Raw genomic sequence first — 17,510 nt, forward strand, 5'->3', positions numbered from 1 at the left:
GAGACCGAAGGTCTCTCGTCATCCCGAAAGACTCCGTCTTCCGGCGACCCCGAGGCACTCGGCCTGCTCAGCCTGTAGAAAAGCGCCGAGGGTGCGATTTGAACGCACGAGTCCTGACGGACAGTTGCTCTCGAAGCAACCGCCTTGGCCGGGCTAGGCTACCTCGGCGCAGCTAATCGTTACCTGCAGGCCCCTTTGTCCGTTTCGGTTCCGAATCGGGAGCAACCCGGCAGCGCCACACATCGACACCACTATTGGATTCCCGATAGGTATCGGGGACGGGGATTTTTATGCCGCTACAATCGTCTATCGATTCCAGATTTTGGCACATCAATTTTCATATACTATTGCCCCGATGGGGGAGCGTTTACAAACCGGGGCGGGGCAAAGGGGCCCATGAGCGAGGAGTTGCCGGCATCCGTTCCGGGGCCGGTTCCACCCGACGAGCGGACGGCCTGGTACGCCCCAGGGGTCCGCTCGCAGTACGCCGTCTCGAACGGGATCGTCGCGACCGTCAGCGAACAGGGCGAGGGATATCGGTATCACACCCGGACACCGTCATTGAGCGAACGGGAAAAAGCGGCCCAGGAACGGATCGAACGCCGATTCGAGGACGCCACGATCAGCCGGCCACGAACCCGGGCGGGAGCCGTCGAGCGGGTAAGCGACGGCCTGCCCAGTCGCCTCCGGGACCGGCTGCCGGAACTCGACGGTCGCCGACCGGCCAGCCGACGACGGCTCCAGTACCACCTGCTCGCGTCGTTGCGGGCCCTCGGAGATTTGACGCCGCTGGCGCTTGACGACCGGGTCCGAATCGCTGATACGAACGCGGATCGGCTCGCAGTTCACACCCGGGATTTCGCGCCCGCGATCACCGACCTGCCGGACGACACGCCCTTCCTCGACCGGTTTCTCGGTGAGCGCCTGCGTCGGGAGACAGTCCCCTTCGCCGGGTTCGAGATCCCGGTCACGGTGGTCCGCGGACACCTCCTGGGCGCGGACACCTTCGAGGTGAGCTACGTCGTCGAGGAGCCGGACCTGCTTCCCGGGGATCGAGCGCTGATCGAGACCGTCCTCGACCGCCTCCTCGAATCCCCGCCCGCCGGGATCCTGGACGACGAGGTCCACAGCGTGGCCGAACGCGCTCGGACGTTGCTCAACCGTCGCATCGGGACCCGGCCACTTGCCCGCCTGGCCGATCGACTTCCGCTCCCCCGTCGATCCCGTTCCGGATCGCTGACCCCCGCGTCCCGCAGCGAGCGCCTCGACGCCTTGACCTACTACGTGCTTCGAGACCTGCTCGGGGACGGGAAGCTGACGATTCCACTTCGTGATCCCGCAGTCCGGTCGGTGGAAGTCAACCGGGTCGGCGACCGCATCACGGTCGTCTCTCATCGGGGAACCACGGTCGGGGACACCCGGATGCCGACTACCCTCTCGATCGAAGATACGGCGGAGTTCGTCGCGCTGACCCGCTCGCTCGCAGCGGAGGGTGGCGTCGAGCTGAGCGTCCATCGACCGGCCACCACCGTGACACTCGAACGGGACACGAAGTCGGGTCGTCGGGAGATGCACTGCTCGGTGTCCCTGCCCGACAGAGCGGAGCGCGGGCACGTCTCGATCACGGCCGAGCGCGAGACGCCCCCGACCCCAATGGCGCTCGTCGAACGGAACCAACTTGATCCCGAGCTCGTCGCGGGAATCTGGACCGCGGCCGCGAATCGGGGCACGGTCGTGTTCGTGGGCCCGGTGGATGCCGAACCGACCGCCGCACTGGGCGCGCACACGCCGTTTATCCCCGCCGCCGACCGCCCGGTCGAGATTGGGGCCGGGGGGTCGCAGGTCGACTTGCCACACGAAACGGCCATCACAGTCCCTCGGCAAAACGGGGTGCGGGACCGGCGCATCGAGCGGGACGCGTTGCACCCCGATGTCGCCGTTTTGAGCGGGCTGAACACCCCCGAGGCCCTGGAACAACTCGGGAGTGTCGTCGCGAGCGGCCGGCCGGCCTTCGCGGCGGCGAGAGCTGCCGATCGGTCCCTGTTTGCCCACCTGGTGTCCCAGGCCGGGATCGTCCAGGAGTTCACGGCCGGTGTGGATCTCGTAATCGAGCTGCCAGCGCCGGACGCGGACGAAACCGCGACGGGCTGGGTCCCAGTATCGCCCGATGACAAGGGTGCCAAACGAAACCCGGGCCTGGAGTTCGAGCGGCTCTTCGACACCGAGGGAGACGGGTCACTCTCCAGCCGGTTCGCTCGCACACTGGCCGCAAGTCCCGAGACCGGGGTGGGTCCACCGGCGGTCGCCTTCGAGCGACGCCGCCAGTACGTCGAGTACCTCCTGACCGAGGGCTCGACCGACCGGGAGCGCCTCATGGGCTTTCTCGCCGATCTGCGGACGGACGAGGCTGCGACCATCGAACGGATCCGAAATCGGGAGCAATGAGCCGGCGGGTTCGTAACCGACTCGGCCAGGTCGTCTTTCGGCTCTTCGGCCGACACGTCGATTCGGCTCGCCACGAACGGGACCGCACCCGCTTTGCGGCCCTCGGGCGGTCCCACTCCTTCGAGACCTATCTGCTCCGTCAGTACGCACTCTCCTGGCTCGTCGCCCTCGCTGCTGGAGCCACAGGAGCCATCGCCGCTCGTGGGTTCCTCCGATCGGCCCCGTTCACACTCCCCGCCATCGACGGATTCGGGGCCGTCCTGGCGGGCAGCCTGACTATCGGGCTGATCGCTGGGGGCCTCGCCAAGTACCTCTTCCGGCGGACAGCGAGTCTCGCTCTGGAGTATCTCGTCCGACGGCGCCGAACACAGATCGAGCACACGCTCCCGGGGGCGGTCAGGTATCTGCACGTGACGGCGGCTGGAACGGTCGATCCCGCCCGGCTCTTCGAGCGAATCGCCGACAACGAGCGCGTACACGGCGCGATGGCCCACAGCGCGAGACGGATCCGCCGTCGGCAGCAATTCACGGGGAGCGTGGAATCAGCGATCAGGCGGGAGGCCCGTGACACACCCGCGACAGAGTCACTCGCGCCCTTTCTCCTGACGTTCATCGAACGGCGTCGCGAGGGAAACGCGGCACTCAGAGAGTTTCTGGCCGACGAGAGTCGGCTGCTCGCCGTCGAGGACGAACAACGACACAGACGAGAGGCGTCGTACCTCCGGACGGTGGTGGGGCTGTTCGTGCTGCTACTGGTCGGGCCGCTGTTCCTTCTTCTCGGGTTGGCCGGCGTGTCGATCGTCTTCCCGGATGCACTTCCAACGGCACTCGAACTCGGCCGCCCACAGTTCGACGGGCTCCTGGCCGGGGTCGGCAGCGCCGGGATCGTCCTGCTCGGGGCCGTGGCAGCGCTGTTTGCCTTCCTGCTCCGACCGAGCGGTCATCGCTGGGCTGCTCCGGCCCCAGCACAGAGCCCGATCGCGGTCCTGCAATCGAGCCCTCGCAACCCGACAAACGCCCTGCTCGTCCTGCTCCCGGTCGCCCTCGGCGCACTCGGCTGGGGACTCTTGTCTGGAGGGGCAGTATCCACCTTGCTCCTCGGGGCGTACGTGGCCGTCGCGGTCCCAACTGGGCTCGTCGACGTGCGACGGGCCCGCCGACGTGCCCGTATCGATCGGGCGCTCCCCGGGTTCGTCCACAGCCTCTCCGAGCGACTCGAGAGCGGTCGCCCCCTCCGTCAGGCCGTCGCGGAGATCGCAACCGAGGAGTCCTACGGCCCGCTCCAGGAGCCGATCAGAAAGCTCGCCGTCGATCTGAAACTCGTCCACGGACCGACCGGCGGCCGGACGGAGGCCCTCGAACGGTTCGTCGGCCGAATCGGGACGCCCTTCGCGGGCCGGACGGTTGGGCTGGCCATCGGGGCCATCGAAGCCGGGGCCGACGCCCGGACGGCCGTGGCCCACCTCCAGACCGAGACGGGGCGACTGGTTCACGCCGATCGGGCCCGCCGCTCCCGGTTTCCCGTGGTCATCCTGGTGGGCTGGACGGTTGCCCTGCTGATCGTGGCCATCGTCGTCGCGGTGAACCTGATGGTGCTCGATACGGCCAGTCCCACCGGCCCGGTCGCCGGCGTGACGGTGACGGCTATGGAAGCGCCCGGCCAGAAGCGGCCGCTCTTCTATGTCCTCACGCAGGCGACGATGCTCGCCAGTGGCTGGTTCGCCGGGCTCACCGGACGTGGAGTTTACGAGGCCCTGTTGCACTCGGGCGTGCTCGTCGGGATCACCTGGGTGGGCTTCCGACTCGCTGGCCTCGTCTGATCACTCCTCGGCGACGTCGAAACCCCACTCCTCGGCCCGCTTGCGGGCCTCCATCGCCGCCCGCTTCTGGATCGCCTCGATCTTCTCGTCGTCGGCGAGGAAGGCTTCGACGGCGTCGAGTTCGGCGTCCGGCTCCGCCGGTTCAGGGTCGTCGGCCGCCTCGCGGGTTCGATCGGCGAGGTCGGCGTCCCCGACGACCCGCTTGGCGGGGGCCGCCGGGGGAATCTCACCGTGCTGAACCGTCTCGACGTCGGCGGTCTCGACGAGTCGAACGCGGTAGGGACCGGTTTCGGCGATGTCGGCGAGGGCCTCGGAGCCACTCCGACCCGTCCCCGTGTGGCGCACGCTCACCGGGACACCCTCGTCGAACCATAGGACACACCGACCGGCCCCGTCCCCGAAGAGGCCGGCCTGGGGCTGGATCTCACCGTACCCGACGAGTTCGGTTTCGAGTGCTTCCCAGAGCGGTTCGCCGACGTCCATCACGACGCGGTCGAAGCGCGCCTGTCCGTCCGGCCGGCTCATGGGGCGTCCGGGATCACGGCGTTCCGGAACCGATCGGCCACGCGGTCCGGATCGGCGGCCTCGATGTCGAGTGCCGACGCGATCGAGGCGAAGGCCGACCCGGCCGGGCTGTCGGGAGCGTGGGCCAGAAGTGGGGTGCCCGCCTTCCGTGCCTCCCGGGCCGCCTCGTCCATGGGGACCGCGCCCAGAACTGGTCCCGAGACGTACTCGCCCGCACGATCCGTGATGTGAGAGACCTCCTCGGGATCGTGGACCTTGTTGAAGACCAGGCCGGCCACGTCGGTCCCGTAGGCGGTCGCGTACTCCTGCACTTTCAGGCCGTCCGTGATCGCCGGGATCGTCGGCTGGACGACCAGGACGATCCGGTCGGCGATGACAATCGGCAGGACCGCATCCCGGCTTCCCAGTGTGGCCGGGGAATCGAGCAGCAGCACGTCGGTCCGTTCGGCCAGGGTCGCGATCACGTCCTGGAGTCGGGACGGATCCGCGTCCCGGAAGGCCTCCAGGCTCGTCCCACAGGGCACGATATCCATGCCAAAGCGGTGATAGACCGCCTCGGAGACTGGGTGGTCGCCCTCGCCGACGAGGAGGTCCTGCAGAGTCACCGGGACGTCAGCCAGGCCGGCGTGAAAGAGGAGATTCGCCATACCCGTGTCCGTGTCGACGACGGTCACGTCGTACTCCTCGGCCAGGCCCATCCCGAGCGCGAGCGTCGCCGTCGTCTTTCCAGTGCCGCCCTTCCCAGAGGCCACCGCGAGGACCTCTACCATCGCTCCCTCCGTGTTTCACCGTCCCGAATTCGTCCGGGCGAACGCTGTCCGTGCACGGCACGTGCCAGGGCCCTCCCCCTCAACTAAGTTTCGAGGTGACGATCGAACCCATGGGAGTTGTTTTCACATAGGCGTACAAACATGTCTCCATGGCCCCGACCCAGCGAGAGATCGACGACGCGGCGACCTTCGAACAGCACGACACCATCGAGGTTGCGGGGACGACCCTTATCGAGGGACTGCCCGGGCACGGGCTGGTGGCCTCGATCGCGGTCGACCAGATCACCGAACAGCTCGGTCTCGACCTCTATGGGACGCTGTACGACGAGACCTTCCCCCAGGTCGTCACCTTCCAGGAGGGTATGGCCCGGGATCCAGTCCGAGTCTATGCCGGCGCTGACCCGGCCATCCTCACGCTCCAGAGTGACCTCGCACTGCCCTGGCAAGCTTTCCGACCGCTCTCCACGGCAACGTTCTCGAAGCTCGGGGAGATCGAGGAGGCCGTTTTCCTCGCGGGCGCGCCCGCTCAGTTCGAAGACGAGCGCGGCGCGGTCACGGCCGTCGCGACGACCCCCGACATGAAAAAGAAACTCCAGGCCGAGGACATCGAGTTGGCGGCCGATCCCGGCGTGATCGGTGGTGTGACCGGCGCGCTTGCCCAGGCCTGCCACCACGAGTCGATCCCCGCGGCGGTGTTGATCGTCAAGGCCCACCCCTACCTGCCCGATCCCGGGGCGGCCCAGCACGTGATCGAGACGGCCCTCGAACCGCTCGTGGACTTCGACATCGACACCACCGAACTCGAACAGCAGGCAGCGGAGATCCAGGAGCGCATGCAGCAGATCGCCGAACAGTACGAACAGATGGTCGAGGGCCAGGGGCAGTACAAGGAGAGTCGCATGCCGGGGATGTACCAGTAGGCCTGCGCTGGGCAGAACCGTCACGGCTTTTGCCTAGGCCCGCAAACCGCGGCGTATGGACACCGTCACTCCACCGACACCCACACACACCGCGCCGGAGATGTCGGTCCTCGGCTGGATCATCGCCGCCGGGATCGCACTGGTCCTGCTGCCGGTCTGGCCGCTGCTGGCGATCATGTGGATCATCGGCAAGCAGGGCAAGGACAAAGGCGAGAAGCACCCCGAGGACGAGATTCCGATCTGAGCGGCTCCCCGTTTTTTTTTGAACTGCTAGTCAGGGTTTTCCCATTCGCTGCCCGCTAGCCAACACCTATCAAGGGCTGGCACCTACTGCTGCTATGCCAGTCAGAAACGCCACAGCGACGTGGGAAGGCACACTCAAGGAGGGAGCGGGTTCGATGGCGCTTGGAAGCGGCGCGTTCGAGGGGACCTACTCCTTCGATTCACGCTTCGCGGACGGGAACGGCACCAACCCGGAGGAGCTCATCGGCGCGGCCCACGCGGGCTGTTTCTCGATGGCGCTTGCAAACGCCCTCGCCGAAGACGGGTATGACCCCCAGCGTGTCCACACCGAGGCGGCGGTCTCGCTGAACGCGGACTCCCTGGAGATCGATCACATCGAACTCACGCTCGACGCGCAGGTTCCGGACATCGAGGTCGAGACGTTCGAGGAGTACGCTGCCGAGGCGAAGGCAAACTGCCCGGTTTCGAAGGCGCTTGCGGGCGTGGATATTACACTGTCAACGACCCTCGAGTAGGGGTGGTCGATTTGGGTTCGCGTTGCGCCGCCCCGATTTGGACAGAGGAAGACGGTCGCTCACTTCGTTCGCGCTGCGCCTTCCAGGCTCAAATCGTGTCGGTGTGGATTTTTCACTGCTCACTTCGTTCGCAGGGACACAGCTCGCGGCTCACTCATTCCATTCGTTCACCGCTCGCCAAAATCGAGACCTCCCTTCGGTCGGTCTCGCAGTCCGCCCTCCCCGATTTGAACGGGGGACAAGCCGATCTACAGTCGGCTGCTCTACCAGTCTGAGCTAAGGGCGGGTGCACTCTCACGTAGCGCCCCGTCCGAATTTAAGGATTGTCATTCACCCGAACCAGCAGCCCCGAAGCATCGATCGCCGGTTTGGCCCACCAGGTCCGCAGTTCCGTTGTGCAAACGTGATAGGAACGGTCGAATTCTATCCTTTCCGAAAGGACGCTATTGGCACCTACCATTCCCATCCGAGGGTCCATTCCGAGCCTGTAATCCTATCAAAGTTTTGTTAATATTTGACCTCAATAGCCTTTAGAAGCGCTCTAAGTAGCATTTATGCAGGCCCTAACCAAGTGTTGGATTCACACACCACACCCGGGGTGTAATACGCTCGGACGTAAACAAACCGTTTACAATCGCCGTTAATTATATATGGCATGGGAGTGTCGGCTAAGCTACGTAAGACACGGGTCTTACAGGTGGCGACTGTCACCACGTGAGACCTGCGCACCCACTCGATGGGTCGGCCGGTCTTACGGGAACGGGGATATACAAACCATGGAGCGTGTGACACTCCGGATTCCGGAACAGCAGATCGAGGCCGTCGAACGGATGGTCGAGACGGGGAAGTACCCCAATCGTAGCGAGGCCATTCGTGCAGCGGTTCGCGATATGCTCGAGGAGGATCGAGGGGAGCAAACGAACAGTCCGCGGACCTACGTGAAGGTGTAACAATGCAAGACATCGTTCAAGACGCCCTTGACAACGCCGAAGAGGAGGCGAGGGAGACGCCGGATGCCGACGACGCGTCGGAATTCGGGGATCCGCGGATCGTCATCGTCGGCTGTGGCGGCGCGGGGAACAACACGGTCAACCGACTCTACAACATCGGCGTGGAGGGCGCCGACACGGTCGCGATCAACACCGACAAGCAGCACCTCAAAATGGTCGAGGCCGACACGAAGATCCTGGTCGGGAAGTCCCTGACCAACGGCCTCGGAGCCGGTGGCGATCCTAGCATGGGCGAGCGCGCGACCGAGATGGCCCAGGGGACCATCAAGGAAGTGCTCGGAGACGCCGACCTGGTCTTCGTCACCGCCGGGATGGGCGGCGGCACCGGGACCGGAGCCGCACCGGTCGTCTCTCAGATCGCCAAAGAACAGGGCGCGATCGTCGTCGGGATGGTCTCGACGCCGTTCAACGTCGAGCGCGCACGGACCGTCAAGGCCGAGGAGGGCCTCGAAAAGCTCCGCAGCGAGGCCGACTCGATCATCGTCCTCGACAACAACCGACTGCTGGACTACGTTCCCAACCTCCCGATCGGCAAGGCCTTCTCGGTCATGGACCAGATCATCGCCGAGACGGTCAAGGGTATCTCGGAGACGATCACCCAGCCGTCCCTGATCAACCTCGACTACGCGGACATGACCGCCATCATGAACCAGGGCGGCGTGGCCGTGATGCTCGTCGGGGAGACCCAGGACAAGAACAAGACCCAGGAAGTGGTGAAAGACGCGATGAACCACCCGCTTTTGGACGTGGACTACCGTGGGGCCTCCGGCGGCCTCGTCCACATCACGGGTGGCCCCGACCTCACGCTCAAGGAGGCCGAGGGCATCGCGGACAACATCACCGAGCGACTCGATGCCTCCGCGAACGTCATCTGGGGCGCGCGGATCCAGGAGAACTACAAGGGCAAGGTCCGGGTGATGGCCATCATGACCGGCGTGCAGAGCGCCCAGGTCCTCGGGCCATCCACTCAGGAGCAGGCCGACCGCTCCCGTGCAGAGATCGAGAATCCCGGTTCGACGGAGAGTTCCCCCTCCTTCGGGGCTCACTCCGACGGCGGCCAGGACGAACTCGAACAGGAGAACGGCCTGGACGTCATCCGATAGTCGTGGCCGGTGCGGCCGGTCTCGGCCGACTATTCTAATGCGGCCTGCAATTCACACGCTCGACAGCGATCGCCATCGGTCGGCGCCCCACATTCCTCACAGACACCGGCGGGCCCATGCTCCCCGCGACGCTTCTGTGTGGCCGCGAGCTTGGCCAATTCCTCGTATCCCGACATGATCGAATGGCGGGTCCCCGGATGGTCCGCTTCGAGTTCGAGCAAGAGCTCCTGGACGGTCCCGCGGAAGGATTCGCTGCTGTGGGGGCACTCGGCGATGTGGGCCGGAATATCGCTGAGGCGAGCGTACAGCGCGATCTCGGACTCCGGAACGTCCCGAAGTGGCTTCGCCCGGGGGACGAACGGACTGTCCGCCTCGCGTGCTTCGAGGGGCGCCAGGCTCGCGTCGTAGTGCTGGGCCATCTGGGCGACGTCGCCCTCGAAGATGTTCATCAGGGCCGTCTCGGCCTCGTCGTCCAGGTTGTGCCCCGTCAGGAGCAGGTCGGCGTCGTACTCGGTTGCGACCGCCGAGAGGATGTCGCGGCGAAAGACCCCACAGTACGCACACGGGGCCATGTCCCAGGGGTCGGCTTCGGCGACCTCGTCCATCCGGAGGTCGAACTCCCGCTCGTAGGAGGTGCTCACGTATTCCACCGGACGGTCTTCGACGAGCGATTCGGCGGCCGAGAGGCTCTCGTCGCGGTAGCCCGCGATGCCCTCGTGAATCGAGAGGGCGATCAGTTCGACCCGGGGGTCGTCTCCAAAAGTATCGGCCAGAATATGGGTGAGAACGGCACTGTCCTTGCCGCCCGAGAGGCCGATCAGCCAGGTGACGGGATCCTCGGGGGTCGCAGTGTCCGGCAGCAGTCCATCGGAGCGAATGCGCCGGCGCACGCGCCGGTCGACCGACTGGCGGAGATGCGTTCCACAGAGGTGGGCCCCGGAGTAAGCCACGTGAATAACGGCCTCCCGACCACACCGATCACATTCCATCGGGTGAGAGTTGCCGACTCGCCGGTTTCACCGTTTCGGCCCCAGTTCAGTTCGCTTCGAAGCCGTCCTCGAAGACGAAGGTCCCGTTTCGCTGGACGAGTTCGCCGTCGACCTCGATCAGGGAGTCCTCGCTCATGTCGACGATCATGTCCATGTGGATGGCCGAGTCGTTGCGCTCCCGGTCCTCGCCGACAGTGTCCTCGTAGGCCCGACCCAGCGCCAGGTGGACGGTGTCGCCCATCTTCTCGTCGAAGAGCATGTTGTAGGTGAACTGGTCGATCGAGCGGTTCATGCCGATCCCGAGTTCGCCGATCCGGCGGGCCCCGTCGTCGGTCTCCAGGACCGCCGAGAGCACGTCCTCGTTTTTGGCCGCCGAGTGCTCGACGACACGGCCCCCTTCGAACTCCAGGTACACGTCGGTGATCTCCCGGCCCTGGGCCATGAGCGGCATGTCAAAGAGCACCGTTCCCTCGACCGAATCAGGGACCGGCGCGGTGAAGACCTCGCCGCCGGGCAGGTTGTGTTCGGCGTCGTCGTTCCGGGTCAGCATGCCGTCGATTCGCATCGTGAGGTCGGTCTCGGTCCCGCTCTTGAGGTGGACCTCGGTCCCGCTCTCCAAGATCTCGACCATCTGGGCCTGATGCTCGCGTTGGGCTTCCCAGTCCTTGTTGATCGCCTCGTACACGAAGTCCGCGTAGGCCTCCGTGCTCATCTCGGCGTCCTGTGCGTTTCCGGGGGCCGGGTGCTGGGTCAGCACCCAGCGAGTGTCCATCAACGCGTCCGAGATCGGCTGGCGGACCTTCTGGTAGGCGGTGTTCGTCTCGGGAGCCACATCACCCTGCTCGTTCGTATTCCGGTCGGCCCGAACGCGGATCGCGGCGTCGGCTTCCTCGACCGCGGCGAGCAGGTGTTCGGGCAATTCGAAGTCCTCGGGGTCCGCTGCGCGAAGATAGGCGCGGCTGGCTCTCGAACCGCCCCCCATACGCATCGGGTGGGCACCGCGCTTCCCGAGTTCCTCGTAGACGGCAACCGCCAGATCCTCGGCGACGGGCGGGGCCGTGACGAGGACGTTGTCACCTGATTCGATCTCCGTGGAGTGGTCGACGATGATGCGTGCGTGCTCCCGAATGCGGGGATCCATGCCCGGCGGTAGGCACCAGGGCGCCATAAACGCCCAGTGTCTCAGTGCTCGATCTGCCCGACGGCAACGTAAAACGGGATCCGCTCGATCCGACGGTAGGTGCCCGCCTGTACCTGTTCGGCGACCGCCCGCCCCATCGCCTGCCACTTGTCGCGTAATCGGTCGAAATCAGCCCGCTCCAGGTCGCCGGCGAGCATCGTCTCGCGGTGAGCGTCGATGCGAGTGGCAGTCACCTTCCGCCGAGCCGACTCCATGGCCGCCTCCGAATACGGCGGCTCGATGCGTCGCTCGTGGACGTGCTTGGTTACCGCGACCTCTCGGAGCCCGGCCCGCTCGAATCGAACCCCCAGATCGGCCCCGAGACTGGCGTCGGTCTCCAGGCCGTCGAGATAGTGAGCCCGAGCCCGACTGGCCAGGGTAGCCTCGTTTTCGACGGTCGATTCGACGGTCACCGCGCTGTTGTCGGGTTCGACGGCGGCAACGCGGTCCGCAGAGACCCGCATCAATTCCCGAATCGCGCGATCTGGATCTGGAAGATTCACAAGCAGGGCCTGGCAGGCCGCCAGGTCAAATGTCCGGTCGGGGATGGGGAGTCGCGTGGCATCCCCCTGGATCGGTGTCTCGACTGCCCCGGCACGGAGCAAGGAAGCGTCGGCGTCGAGTGAGACGACCCACCCCCCAGATTCCTCGCGCAAGACTCGCGTGAACTCGCCCGTCCCGGCGCCCACATCGAGAATACGTTCGGGTTCTCCACGGAACAGCGGAGCCAGCGCCTCCCGATCCTCCCAGAGCCCACGGCGGGTATCGCGTAGATAGGCTTCCGTGAAACGGCGCACAGCGGGAGTGGGTGAGGAAGTTGGTTAAGCCTCTCGGAGCTCCCTGGCCCGGTCGATGTTCCACTCGAAGCCCCGACCGTCCTCCGTGGGCGTCTCGAGGACGAAAGGAAGCTCCCGGAGGGCTTCGTGGTTCAAAATCGAGCGAATGCCGTCCACGCCGATCTCGCCCTCACCGAGATGGGCGTGTTCGTCCTTGTTCGTTCCCACCGCGTGTTTCGAATCGTTCAGGTGAATGCAGGCAAGTGAGTCCAACCCGATCACGTCATCGAACGCCGCGACGGTCTCCTTGACTGCCGCGGGCGAAGAGAGGTCATAGCCCGCCGCGAAGGCATGGGCCGTGTCGAGACAGACCTCGAGGTCCTGGGAAGATTGTTCCAGGACCGCGGCCAGGTGTTCGAAGTCACCGCCGAGTTTCGTCCCGCTGCCCGCATCGGATTCGACCAGGACGGTCACGTCCTCGGGAATATCGAGTTCGTCCAGTGCGGCGGCTGCGTTCTCGATGCCGCCCTCGACTCCCGCCCCCGTATGCGCGCCGAGATGGACGTTGACGTAAGGAATCTCGAGTGTGGCGGCGGCATCGACTTCGGCCTGCATCGAGTCGATCGATTTCCGTCGCAGGTCGTCTTTCGGGGTCGCGAGATTGACGAGATACGAGGCGTGAATCACCCACGGGCCCGCGAGGTTGGCCGCCGTGCCCTCGACAAAGTCCGTAGCCTCCTCGGGATCGATGTCCGGGGTCTGCCAGACCTGCGGGGAGTGCGTGAAGATCTGGCCGCAGTTCCCGCCCACCGCGAGCTCTCGCTCGACGGCGTTGTCGACCCCACCGGCGATAGAGACGTGTGCTCCGATTCGCATACACGGCGTTGAGGGGCCGATAGTAAGTCCCTTTCCCGAAACGGGACGGTCCTGCCCCCATCTTTTTGTCGGGCTATATCGGACAAAATTGTTTCTGAATTTTGTATAGCGGTATTTGATTTATTCGGCGATCGAAAGCGGACCGGACTCTTATAGGCACCGCCAGGCTAGACCGGCCATGGCCGGAACTGTCGCCGACGCGATGGCCGACCTCGCACCCGAGGATTTCCATCTCCTCTCGGGCGTCGAGCAGGGGATGCGATTCTCCGAGTGGGTCAATCGCGAGAAACTGCCCGATTTTTCGGGTTTAACCACGGAAAACGTCGATTTTCACCTGAATCGGATGCTCGATCTGGAGCTCATCGAGCGCAAAACCATCCAGTACGAGGGCATCAAGCTGACCCAGCGGGGATACGACGCACTCGCGTTGCATACCTTCGCCGAGCGGGGGACAATCGAAGGATTTGGCGCGCCACTCGGGGTCGGCAAGGAATCAGACGTCTACGAGGTCGAGTCCTACAAGCCCCTCGCGCTGAAGTTCCACCGCGAGGGGTTCGCGAACTTCCGGGCCGTGCGGCGAGAGCGGGACTATACCGCGGATCGTGAACACGTCTCCTGGCTCTATACCGCCCGCAAAGCCGCCGAACGGGAGTATGAAGCCCTGGAGACGCTGTACCCGGCGGTGTCGGTCCCCCAGCCGATCGACCAGAACCGCCACGCCATCGTCATGGAGAAAGTCCCCGGCGTGGAACTGGCCAAAGCCAGACTCCCCGACGAGCAGGTCCGTGGCGTCTTGGAGCTGATCCTGCGGGAGCTTCAGACGGCCTATCAGGCCGGGTTCGTGCACGCAGACATCAGTGAGTACAACGTCTTCGTCGCGTCGGAAGGTATCACGCTGTTCGACTGGCCACAGGCCGTGCCCGTCGATCACGACAACGCCGAGGAGTTCCTCCGCCGGGACATCGAGAACATCACCAGCTACTTCGAGCGCAAGTATCCCGGACAAATCGGGGAAATCGACACCGATTCCATCGCGACAGCCATCGAAGACGGCACGTTTGACCGGCTCGACTAGGAGAATCGGCGGCTCAAGCGACGCTGATAAACTGTTATTGACTATATCAAATGGGGGTCGAACCGGCCGGCCTCCGTATCAGGGACGGACGAGCCAAAACTCACAGCTCCAGAACGTCGTAGCGACGCGCTCGGCACCGGTGACACTCCCGAAGCCCACGCTCCTCGGCCAGTGAGCGGGCTAACACCTGATAGGCACCGGGCAATACCGGACACGCCGTCGAGGTGTGATAGACCTGTAGGTCAGTTCCCTCGGCCTGCGAGACGAAGACCTGCTGTGGGCGACCTGGCACGGATACCGGCTCTTCGACCGCCAGAAGGTAAGGTTGCTCCCGATCAGAGGCCAGCGACGGCAAAGACCACCAGCCCCCCGATGACCGCGAGCAGAACGATCAGGACGCGAATCGCGAACCGCGTGGACGCCGATCGGTCCGGATCGCCCCCGATCGAGAGCGGGGCGAGTCGATCGACCGGCTTCGACTGCCCAGTCACTTGCGCATACGCGAGTCGAACCCCATAGCGGAGTCCGCTGAACGCTCGAAGCAGGACGTAGGTGACCAGATGGCCGAGTTCCCAGAGTGTCTCTGCGGCCCCGGGATCCGCGTCCCGGGCATCCACCCGTGAGTCCTCCCGACGGGCCGGTTCGGCCAGCGGTTCCGGCACGGCCGTCGAGTCCGGCGTACTCGACGACGGCTCCGGGTCAGAGCGGTCGACGGGTTCCGGCGATCGCTCCACTGGGTCTGTCTCTTCCGCTTCGGCGCGGTCCACGAGGACCGTCGGCGGGTCGGCGTCGAGGGGCGTAACGCCCGCCTCAGCATCGGAGGTCGACGCCGCCGCGGACGCGTCATCCGGCTCGGTGGCGGCCGTCTCAGCGTCCGATTCGGTCTCGGCAGCCTGCTCGGCCACCGATTCAGAATCGGTCTCGGGCGATTCCTCTGTGGGGGACGTCAGGTCACGGCGTTGTGATGGCGACAGCGAGGGGGTATCTCCCGCATCGTCCGTTCGCTTGCGCCGGAACGTGACCTGCCTGACGGCGTCCTCCCAGTCGGCCATGAGGAAGGCCGACCCCGTACGCAGTTCCTTGACGTCCGCGGCATAATCACTCCCGAGGATCGATTTCACGACCCGGGTATCGTTCTCCCAGGTCAGGCGATGGAAGACCAGCCAGTCACACTGTGTGATAAAGTTCTTGTCGACCGAGGCGGGTCGCTGGGACATCCCCAGGAGCCCGAGTCCACGCTTTCGGCCCCGCTTTGCGATCCGGATGAGCATCTCCCCCAGGTCATCGAGCCCACCCTGCTGGGGCAGAAACTCGTGGACCTCCTCGACCAGCACGAGGAAGGGCTTGTTCTCGTGTTTCTCGCGGGAGAAGAGCAACTGCAATGTGTCCCGGATCGTCACCTCGGCCCGTTCGATCTCCAGAATTTCGGAAATGTCGATGACGACCGGCCGGTGCTGATCGAGACAGAAGTCGACGATCTTCCCCGGGTCGGTTTCGAACAGGCCGTAATCGTACTGGTCGCCGTCCCCGACGTGCACGACATCGTAGCGATCCTTGAGTGTCGCATACTCCCCTTCGATGTCGATGATGAGGACGGGAAACCCGCGTTCGAGGAGCTCCTCGACGACGACACTCGCGGTGTTGCTCTTCCCGGAGCCACTCTTCCCGAAGATGGCGCCCCGTCCGGTCAACACCTCGATGACCGGCAGGGACAACCCATCCTCGGAGACGACGATCCGCTCCGTCTCGCGAGCCATTCGCTCGGCCGTTCGATTCCCGGGGGTAAATAGTTGCCGCGGGCCGGCGATCGGTGTCAGTACACTTTTCCCGGGGCGCAAAGAGACTTCGAGCATGCAACGGGGCCCCGACTGGCTATCCCGGCAGCCACTCCTGCGAGTGCTCGGGCCGATCCTCGGCTCGACACTTGTGCTTACCGCGTCGTTTCTGGGTGCACTCTCGCTCACGATGGGCGGCGTCGAGGGATTCAGCGCCCGGTTTCCCTACTACGTGGTCCTGATGGCCATCGGCTTCGTGAGTGCCCTGTTCGTCCTGGAGCGGCCCCGTATCGAGGGGAGCCAGGTGCTCATGGCGACGATCGGGGTGACCGTCACCGTGTTCGTCGTGGTCACGCTGACCGGCGAGGGCCTGGCGTATGCCGTCTCCAACCCGGGAGCGGTCTTCCAGCCGGATTTCATCCTGTATCTGCTCGCAGCGGGCCTGATCGGCAGCGGCCTGGCCTACTGGACGATCACCCACTGGCGGGAGTTCACGGGCTAGTCCTCGGTCACGGAGAGGTTGCCCTCCGGCCGATCGATCCGGTCGAAGGCATCACGCACCTGGCCCAGCGCCCGGTCCACGTCGTCCGCTCGTTTGGCCGCGTTGTCCACGTGTCGTTTGTGGGTACTCCACTCGTCCTCGACGGACTCGAAGCGGTCCCCCAGCTGGGCCAGGTGATCGAGCACCGCCTCGGCCTCCTCGGAGAGCTTCTGGGCCTGCGCCCCGGTCTTGAGCAGTTCGAGTTTGTGCCCCAGGGTGAGCGGGGAGACGACCTGCACACCTCGTTTGGTGTACTCCCGCAACAGGTCGTACTCCTCGGTAATCAGATGGTAGTAGACACTCTCCGAAGGAATGTAGGCAAAGGCAAAGTCCGTGGTGCCCGCACTGGGGTCGACGTAATCCCGTTCGATCTTCGCGAGTTGAGATTCCACGGCGTCTCGGAAGGCCCGCTTGTGCGCCCGTTTTTGCTCGGGATCGTCGGCCTGGAGGAACTGCTCGTAGCGATCCAGCGGGAACTTCGAGTCGATCGCCACGATCCCCTCCGGGGTCTCGACGTGTGCGTCGGGGGTCTTCGAACCGACGACCTGCTCTCTGATCCCGTACATCCCCGGGTGGAGGTGATCGGAGAGCATGACCTCCAGTTGGACCTCGCCGAACTCCCCGCGTTCGCGAGGGGCCCGCAACAGCCGGTCGAAGTCATCATGGAGGGACTCGATCTTCCCCGCCCGGTCCTCGATCCGCGAGACCGTCTCACCGAACTCCATCGAGGAGAGGCTCTGAGAGAGTGCGGCGGTTAGCTGGTCGGTCTCGACGCCGGCGTCGGACTCGGCGACAGTCCGCCGGACCTGGAAGAGGAGTCCGATCACGAAGAGCAAGCCGAGCAACACGGCCCCGAGAAGCAGGTCGGTGATAGCCATTGCCCTGCCTTCGGCGGGCCCGACAAAGAAAGTGTCTGCCGGGCTTTTCGAAGGCTTATCCCCCACGCC

General features: G+C 65.0%; 18 protein-coding genes and 2 tRNA genes. 9 read left to right on the forward strand and 11 right to left on the reverse strand.

Annotation, left to right across the window (positions count from 1 at the left end; all coding sequences use genetic code 11):
• Positions 1–83 precede the first annotated feature (83 nt).
• A tRNA-Ser gene (locus HSR6_RS07830) sits at positions 84–168 on the reverse strand.
• Positions 169–396: 228 nt separating this feature from the next.
• Between HSR6_RS07830 and HSR6_RS07835 the strand changes: the two genes are divergently transcribed.
• Positions 397–2,445: a type II/IV secretion system ATPase subunit gene (locus HSR6_RS07835; RefSeq protein ID WP_071933283.1), complete on the forward strand. Its 2,049-nt coding sequence runs from the start codon at positions 397–399 to the stop codon at positions 2,443–2,445.
• The gene (locus HSR6_RS07840; protein ID WP_070365350.1) at positions 2,442–4,265 is read left to right on the forward strand and encodes a type II secretion system F family protein; all 1,824 of its coding nucleotides are present in this window, start codon (positions 2,442–2,444) and stop codon (positions 4,263–4,265) included. The genes HSR6_RS07835 and HSR6_RS07840 overlap by 4 nt, the downstream gene beginning before the upstream one ends.
• On the opposite strand, the gene HSR6_RS07845 is transcribed toward HSR6_RS07840, so the two are convergent.
• Positions 4,266–4,790, reverse strand: coding sequence for a hypothetical protein (locus HSR6_RS07845; protein WP_070365351.1), 525 nt, complete (start codon positions 4,788–4,790; stop codon positions 4,266–4,268).
• Positions 4,787–5,560: a nucleotide-binding protein gene (locus HSR6_RS07850; protein ID WP_070365352.1), complete on the reverse strand. Its 774-nt coding sequence runs from the start codon at positions 5,558–5,560 to the stop codon at positions 4,787–4,789. The genes HSR6_RS07845 and HSR6_RS07850 overlap by 4 nt, the downstream gene beginning before the upstream one ends.
• Positions 5,561–5,709: 149 nt before the next feature.
• On the opposite strand from HSR6_RS07850, the gene HSR6_RS07855 reads away from it, so the two are divergent.
• The 3 genes from HSR6_RS07855 (at position 5,710) to HSR6_RS07865 (ending at position 7,238) form a co-directional block, all read left to right on the forward strand.
• On the forward strand, positions 5,710–6,480 hold the full coding sequence (locus HSR6_RS07855; RefSeq protein WP_070365353.1) for a proteasome assembly chaperone family protein: 771 nt from the start codon (positions 5,710–5,712) through the stop codon (positions 6,478–6,480).
• Between the two features lie 55 nt (positions 6,481–6,535).
• Positions 6,536–6,724 (forward strand): DUF7535 family protein, encoded by a 189-nt coding sequence (locus tag HSR6_RS07860; RefSeq protein WP_070365354.1) that lies wholly within the window; start codon positions 6,536–6,538, stop codon positions 6,722–6,724.
• A gap of 94 nt (positions 6,725–6,818) precedes the next feature.
• On the forward strand, positions 6,819–7,238 hold the full coding sequence (locus HSR6_RS07865) for an OsmC family protein (RefSeq protein ID WP_071933284.1): 420 nt from the start codon (positions 6,819–6,821) through the stop codon (positions 7,236–7,238).
• A 212-nt stretch (positions 7,239–7,450) separates the two neighbouring features.
• Here HSR6_RS07865 and HSR6_RS07870 read toward each other — a convergent pair.
• Positions 7,451–7,524 (reverse strand) — tRNA-Tyr (locus HSR6_RS07870).
• Between the two features lie 490 nt (positions 7,525–8,014).
• Between HSR6_RS07870 and HSR6_RS07875 the strand changes: the two genes are divergently transcribed.
• Complete coding sequence (locus tag HSR6_RS07875) at positions 8,015–8,188, forward strand: ribbon-helix-helix domain-containing protein (RefSeq protein WP_070365356.1); 174 nt, start codon at positions 8,015–8,017, stop codon at positions 8,186–8,188.
• Between the two features lie 2 nt (positions 8,189–8,190).
• Positions 8,191–9,351 (forward strand): cell division protein FtsZ, encoded by a 1,161-nt coding sequence (ftsZ, locus tag HSR6_RS07880; protein ID WP_070365357.1) that lies wholly within the window; start codon positions 8,191–8,193, stop codon positions 9,349–9,351.
• Between the two features lie 29 nt (positions 9,352–9,380).
• On the opposite strand, the gene ncsA is transcribed toward ftsZ, so the two are convergent.
• From ncsA to HSR6_RS07900, 4 genes are read right to left on the reverse strand one after another with little or no spacing between them, the layout of a single operon-like run.
• Entirely contained in the window at positions 9,381–10,340 is a 960-nt protein-coding gene (gene ncsA / locus HSR6_RS07885; RefSeq protein WP_071933285.1) for a tRNA 2-thiolation protein NcsA, read from the reverse strand.
• A gap of 46 nt (positions 10,341–10,386) precedes the next feature.
• The gene (locus tag HSR6_RS07890; protein ID WP_070365359.1) at positions 10,387–11,481 is read right to left on the reverse strand and encodes an aminopeptidase; all 1,095 of its coding nucleotides are present in this window, start codon (positions 11,479–11,481) and stop codon (positions 10,387–10,389) included.
• Positions 11,482–11,522: 41 nt separating this feature from the next.
• Positions 11,523–12,317, reverse strand: coding sequence for a class I SAM-dependent methyltransferase (locus tag HSR6_RS07895; RefSeq protein WP_071933286.1), 795 nt, complete (start codon positions 12,315–12,317; stop codon positions 11,523–11,525).
• 24 nt (positions 12,318–12,341) lie between these two features.
• The gene (locus HSR6_RS07900) at positions 12,342–13,172 is read right to left on the reverse strand and encodes a deoxyribonuclease IV (RefSeq protein WP_071933287.1); all 831 of its coding nucleotides are present in this window, start codon (positions 13,170–13,172) and stop codon (positions 12,342–12,344) included.
• A gap of 178 nt (positions 13,173–13,350) precedes the next feature.
• On the opposite strand from HSR6_RS07900, the gene HSR6_RS07905 reads away from it, so the two are divergent.
• Positions 13,351–14,247 carry a serine/threonine-protein kinase RIO2 gene (locus HSR6_RS07905; protein WP_071933288.1) on the forward strand — a complete coding sequence of 299 codons (897 nt, stop codon included), beginning with the start codon at positions 13,351–13,353 and terminating at the stop codon, positions 14,245–14,247.
• Positions 14,248–14,347: 100 nt separating this feature from the next.
• Here the strand turns inward: HSR6_RS07905 and HSR6_RS10915 are convergent, their stop codons facing one another.
• Both HSR6_RS10915 and HSR6_RS07910 read right to left on the reverse strand, forming a co-directional pair.
• On the reverse strand, positions 14,348–14,539 hold the full coding sequence (locus HSR6_RS10915) for a hypothetical protein (protein WP_148661819.1): 192 nt from the start codon (positions 14,537–14,539) through the stop codon (positions 14,348–14,350).
• A gap of 43 nt (positions 14,540–14,582) precedes the next feature.
• A complete protein-coding gene (locus HSR6_RS07910) occupies positions 14,583–16,004 on the reverse strand; it encodes an ATP-binding protein (protein ID WP_071933289.1) in 1,422 nt (473 codons plus the stop codon).
• Between the two features lie 94 nt (positions 16,005–16,098).
• Between HSR6_RS07910 and HSR6_RS07915 the strand changes: the two genes are divergently transcribed.
• Positions 16,099–16,524: a hypothetical protein gene (locus HSR6_RS07915; protein ID WP_070365364.1), complete on the forward strand. Its 426-nt coding sequence runs from the start codon at positions 16,099–16,101 to the stop codon at positions 16,522–16,524.
• Here the strand turns inward: HSR6_RS07915 and rmuC are convergent.
• Complete coding sequence (gene rmuC / locus HSR6_RS07920) at positions 16,521–17,441, reverse strand: DNA recombination protein RmuC (RefSeq protein WP_071933290.1); 921 nt, start codon at positions 17,439–17,441, stop codon at positions 16,521–16,523. The two genes, HSR6_RS07915 and rmuC, sit on opposite strands and share 4 nt — an antisense overlap.
• Between the last annotated feature and the right edge of the window lie 69 nt (positions 17,442–17,510).

Origin of the sequence: Halodesulfurarchaeum formicicum, from assembly GCF_001886955.1 — an archaeon.
Classification (GTDB): domain Archaea; phylum Halobacteriota; class Halobacteria; order Halobacteriales; family Halobacteriaceae; genus Halodesulfurarchaeum; species Halodesulfurarchaeum formicicum.

Coding starts and splice junctions, on each gene's coding strand:
- HSR6_RS07910 (WP_071933289.1), bottom strand. CDS start 16,004: ATGGCTCGCGAGACGGAGCGGATCGTCGTCTCCGAGGATGGGTTGTCC.
- HSR6_RS07855 (WP_070365353.1), top strand. CDS start 5,710: ATGGCCCCGACCCAGCGAGAGATCGACGACGCGGCGACCTTCGAACAG.
- HSR6_RS07850 (WP_070365352.1), bottom strand. CDS start 5,560: ATGGTAGAGGTCCTCGCGGTGGCCTCTGGGAAGGGCGGCACTGGAAAG.
- HSR6_RS07865 (WP_071933284.1), top strand. CDS start 6,819: ATGCCAGTCAGAAACGCCACAGCGACGTGGGAAGGCACACTCAAGGAG.
- HSR6_RS07875 (WP_070365356.1), top strand. CDS start 8,015: ATGGAGCGTGTGACACTCCGGATTCCGGAACAGCAGATCGAGGCCGTC.
- HSR6_RS07905 (WP_071933288.1), top strand. CDS start 13,351: ATGGCCGGAACTGTCGCCGACGCGATGGCCGACCTCGCACCCGAGGAT.
- HSR6_RS07915 (WP_070365364.1), top strand. CDS start 16,099: ATGCAACGGGGCCCCGACTGGCTATCCCGGCAGCCACTCCTGCGAGTG.
- HSR6_RS07860 (WP_070365354.1), top strand. CDS start 6,536: ATGGACACCGTCACTCCACCGACACCCACACACACCGCGCCGGAGATG.
- rmuC (WP_071933290.1), bottom strand. CDS start 17,441: ATGGCTATCACCGACCTGCTTCTCGGGGCCGTGTTGCTCGGCTTGCTC.
- HSR6_RS07845 (WP_070365351.1), bottom strand. CDS start 4,790: ATGAGCCGGCCGGACGGACAGGCGCGCTTCGACCGCGTCGTGATGGAC.
- HSR6_RS07840 (WP_070365350.1), top strand. CDS start 2,442: ATGAGCCGGCGGGTTCGTAACCGACTCGGCCAGGTCGTCTTTCGGCTC.
- HSR6_RS07835 (WP_071933283.1), top strand. CDS start 397: ATGAGCGAGGAGTTGCCGGCATCCGTTCCGGGGCCGGTTCCACCCGAC.
- HSR6_RS07890 (WP_070365359.1), bottom strand. CDS start 11,481: ATGGATCCCCGCATTCGGGAGCACGCACGCATCATCGTCGACCACTCC.
- ncsA (WP_071933285.1), bottom strand. CDS start 10,340: ATGGAATGTGATCGGTGTGGTCGGGAGGCCGTTATTCACGTGGCTTAC.
- ftsZ (WP_070365357.1), top strand. CDS start 8,191: ATGCAAGACATCGTTCAAGACGCCCTTGACAACGCCGAAGAGGAGGCG.
- HSR6_RS07900 (WP_071933287.1), bottom strand. CDS start 13,172: ATGCGAATCGGAGCACACGTCTCTATCGCCGGTGGGGTCGACAACGCC.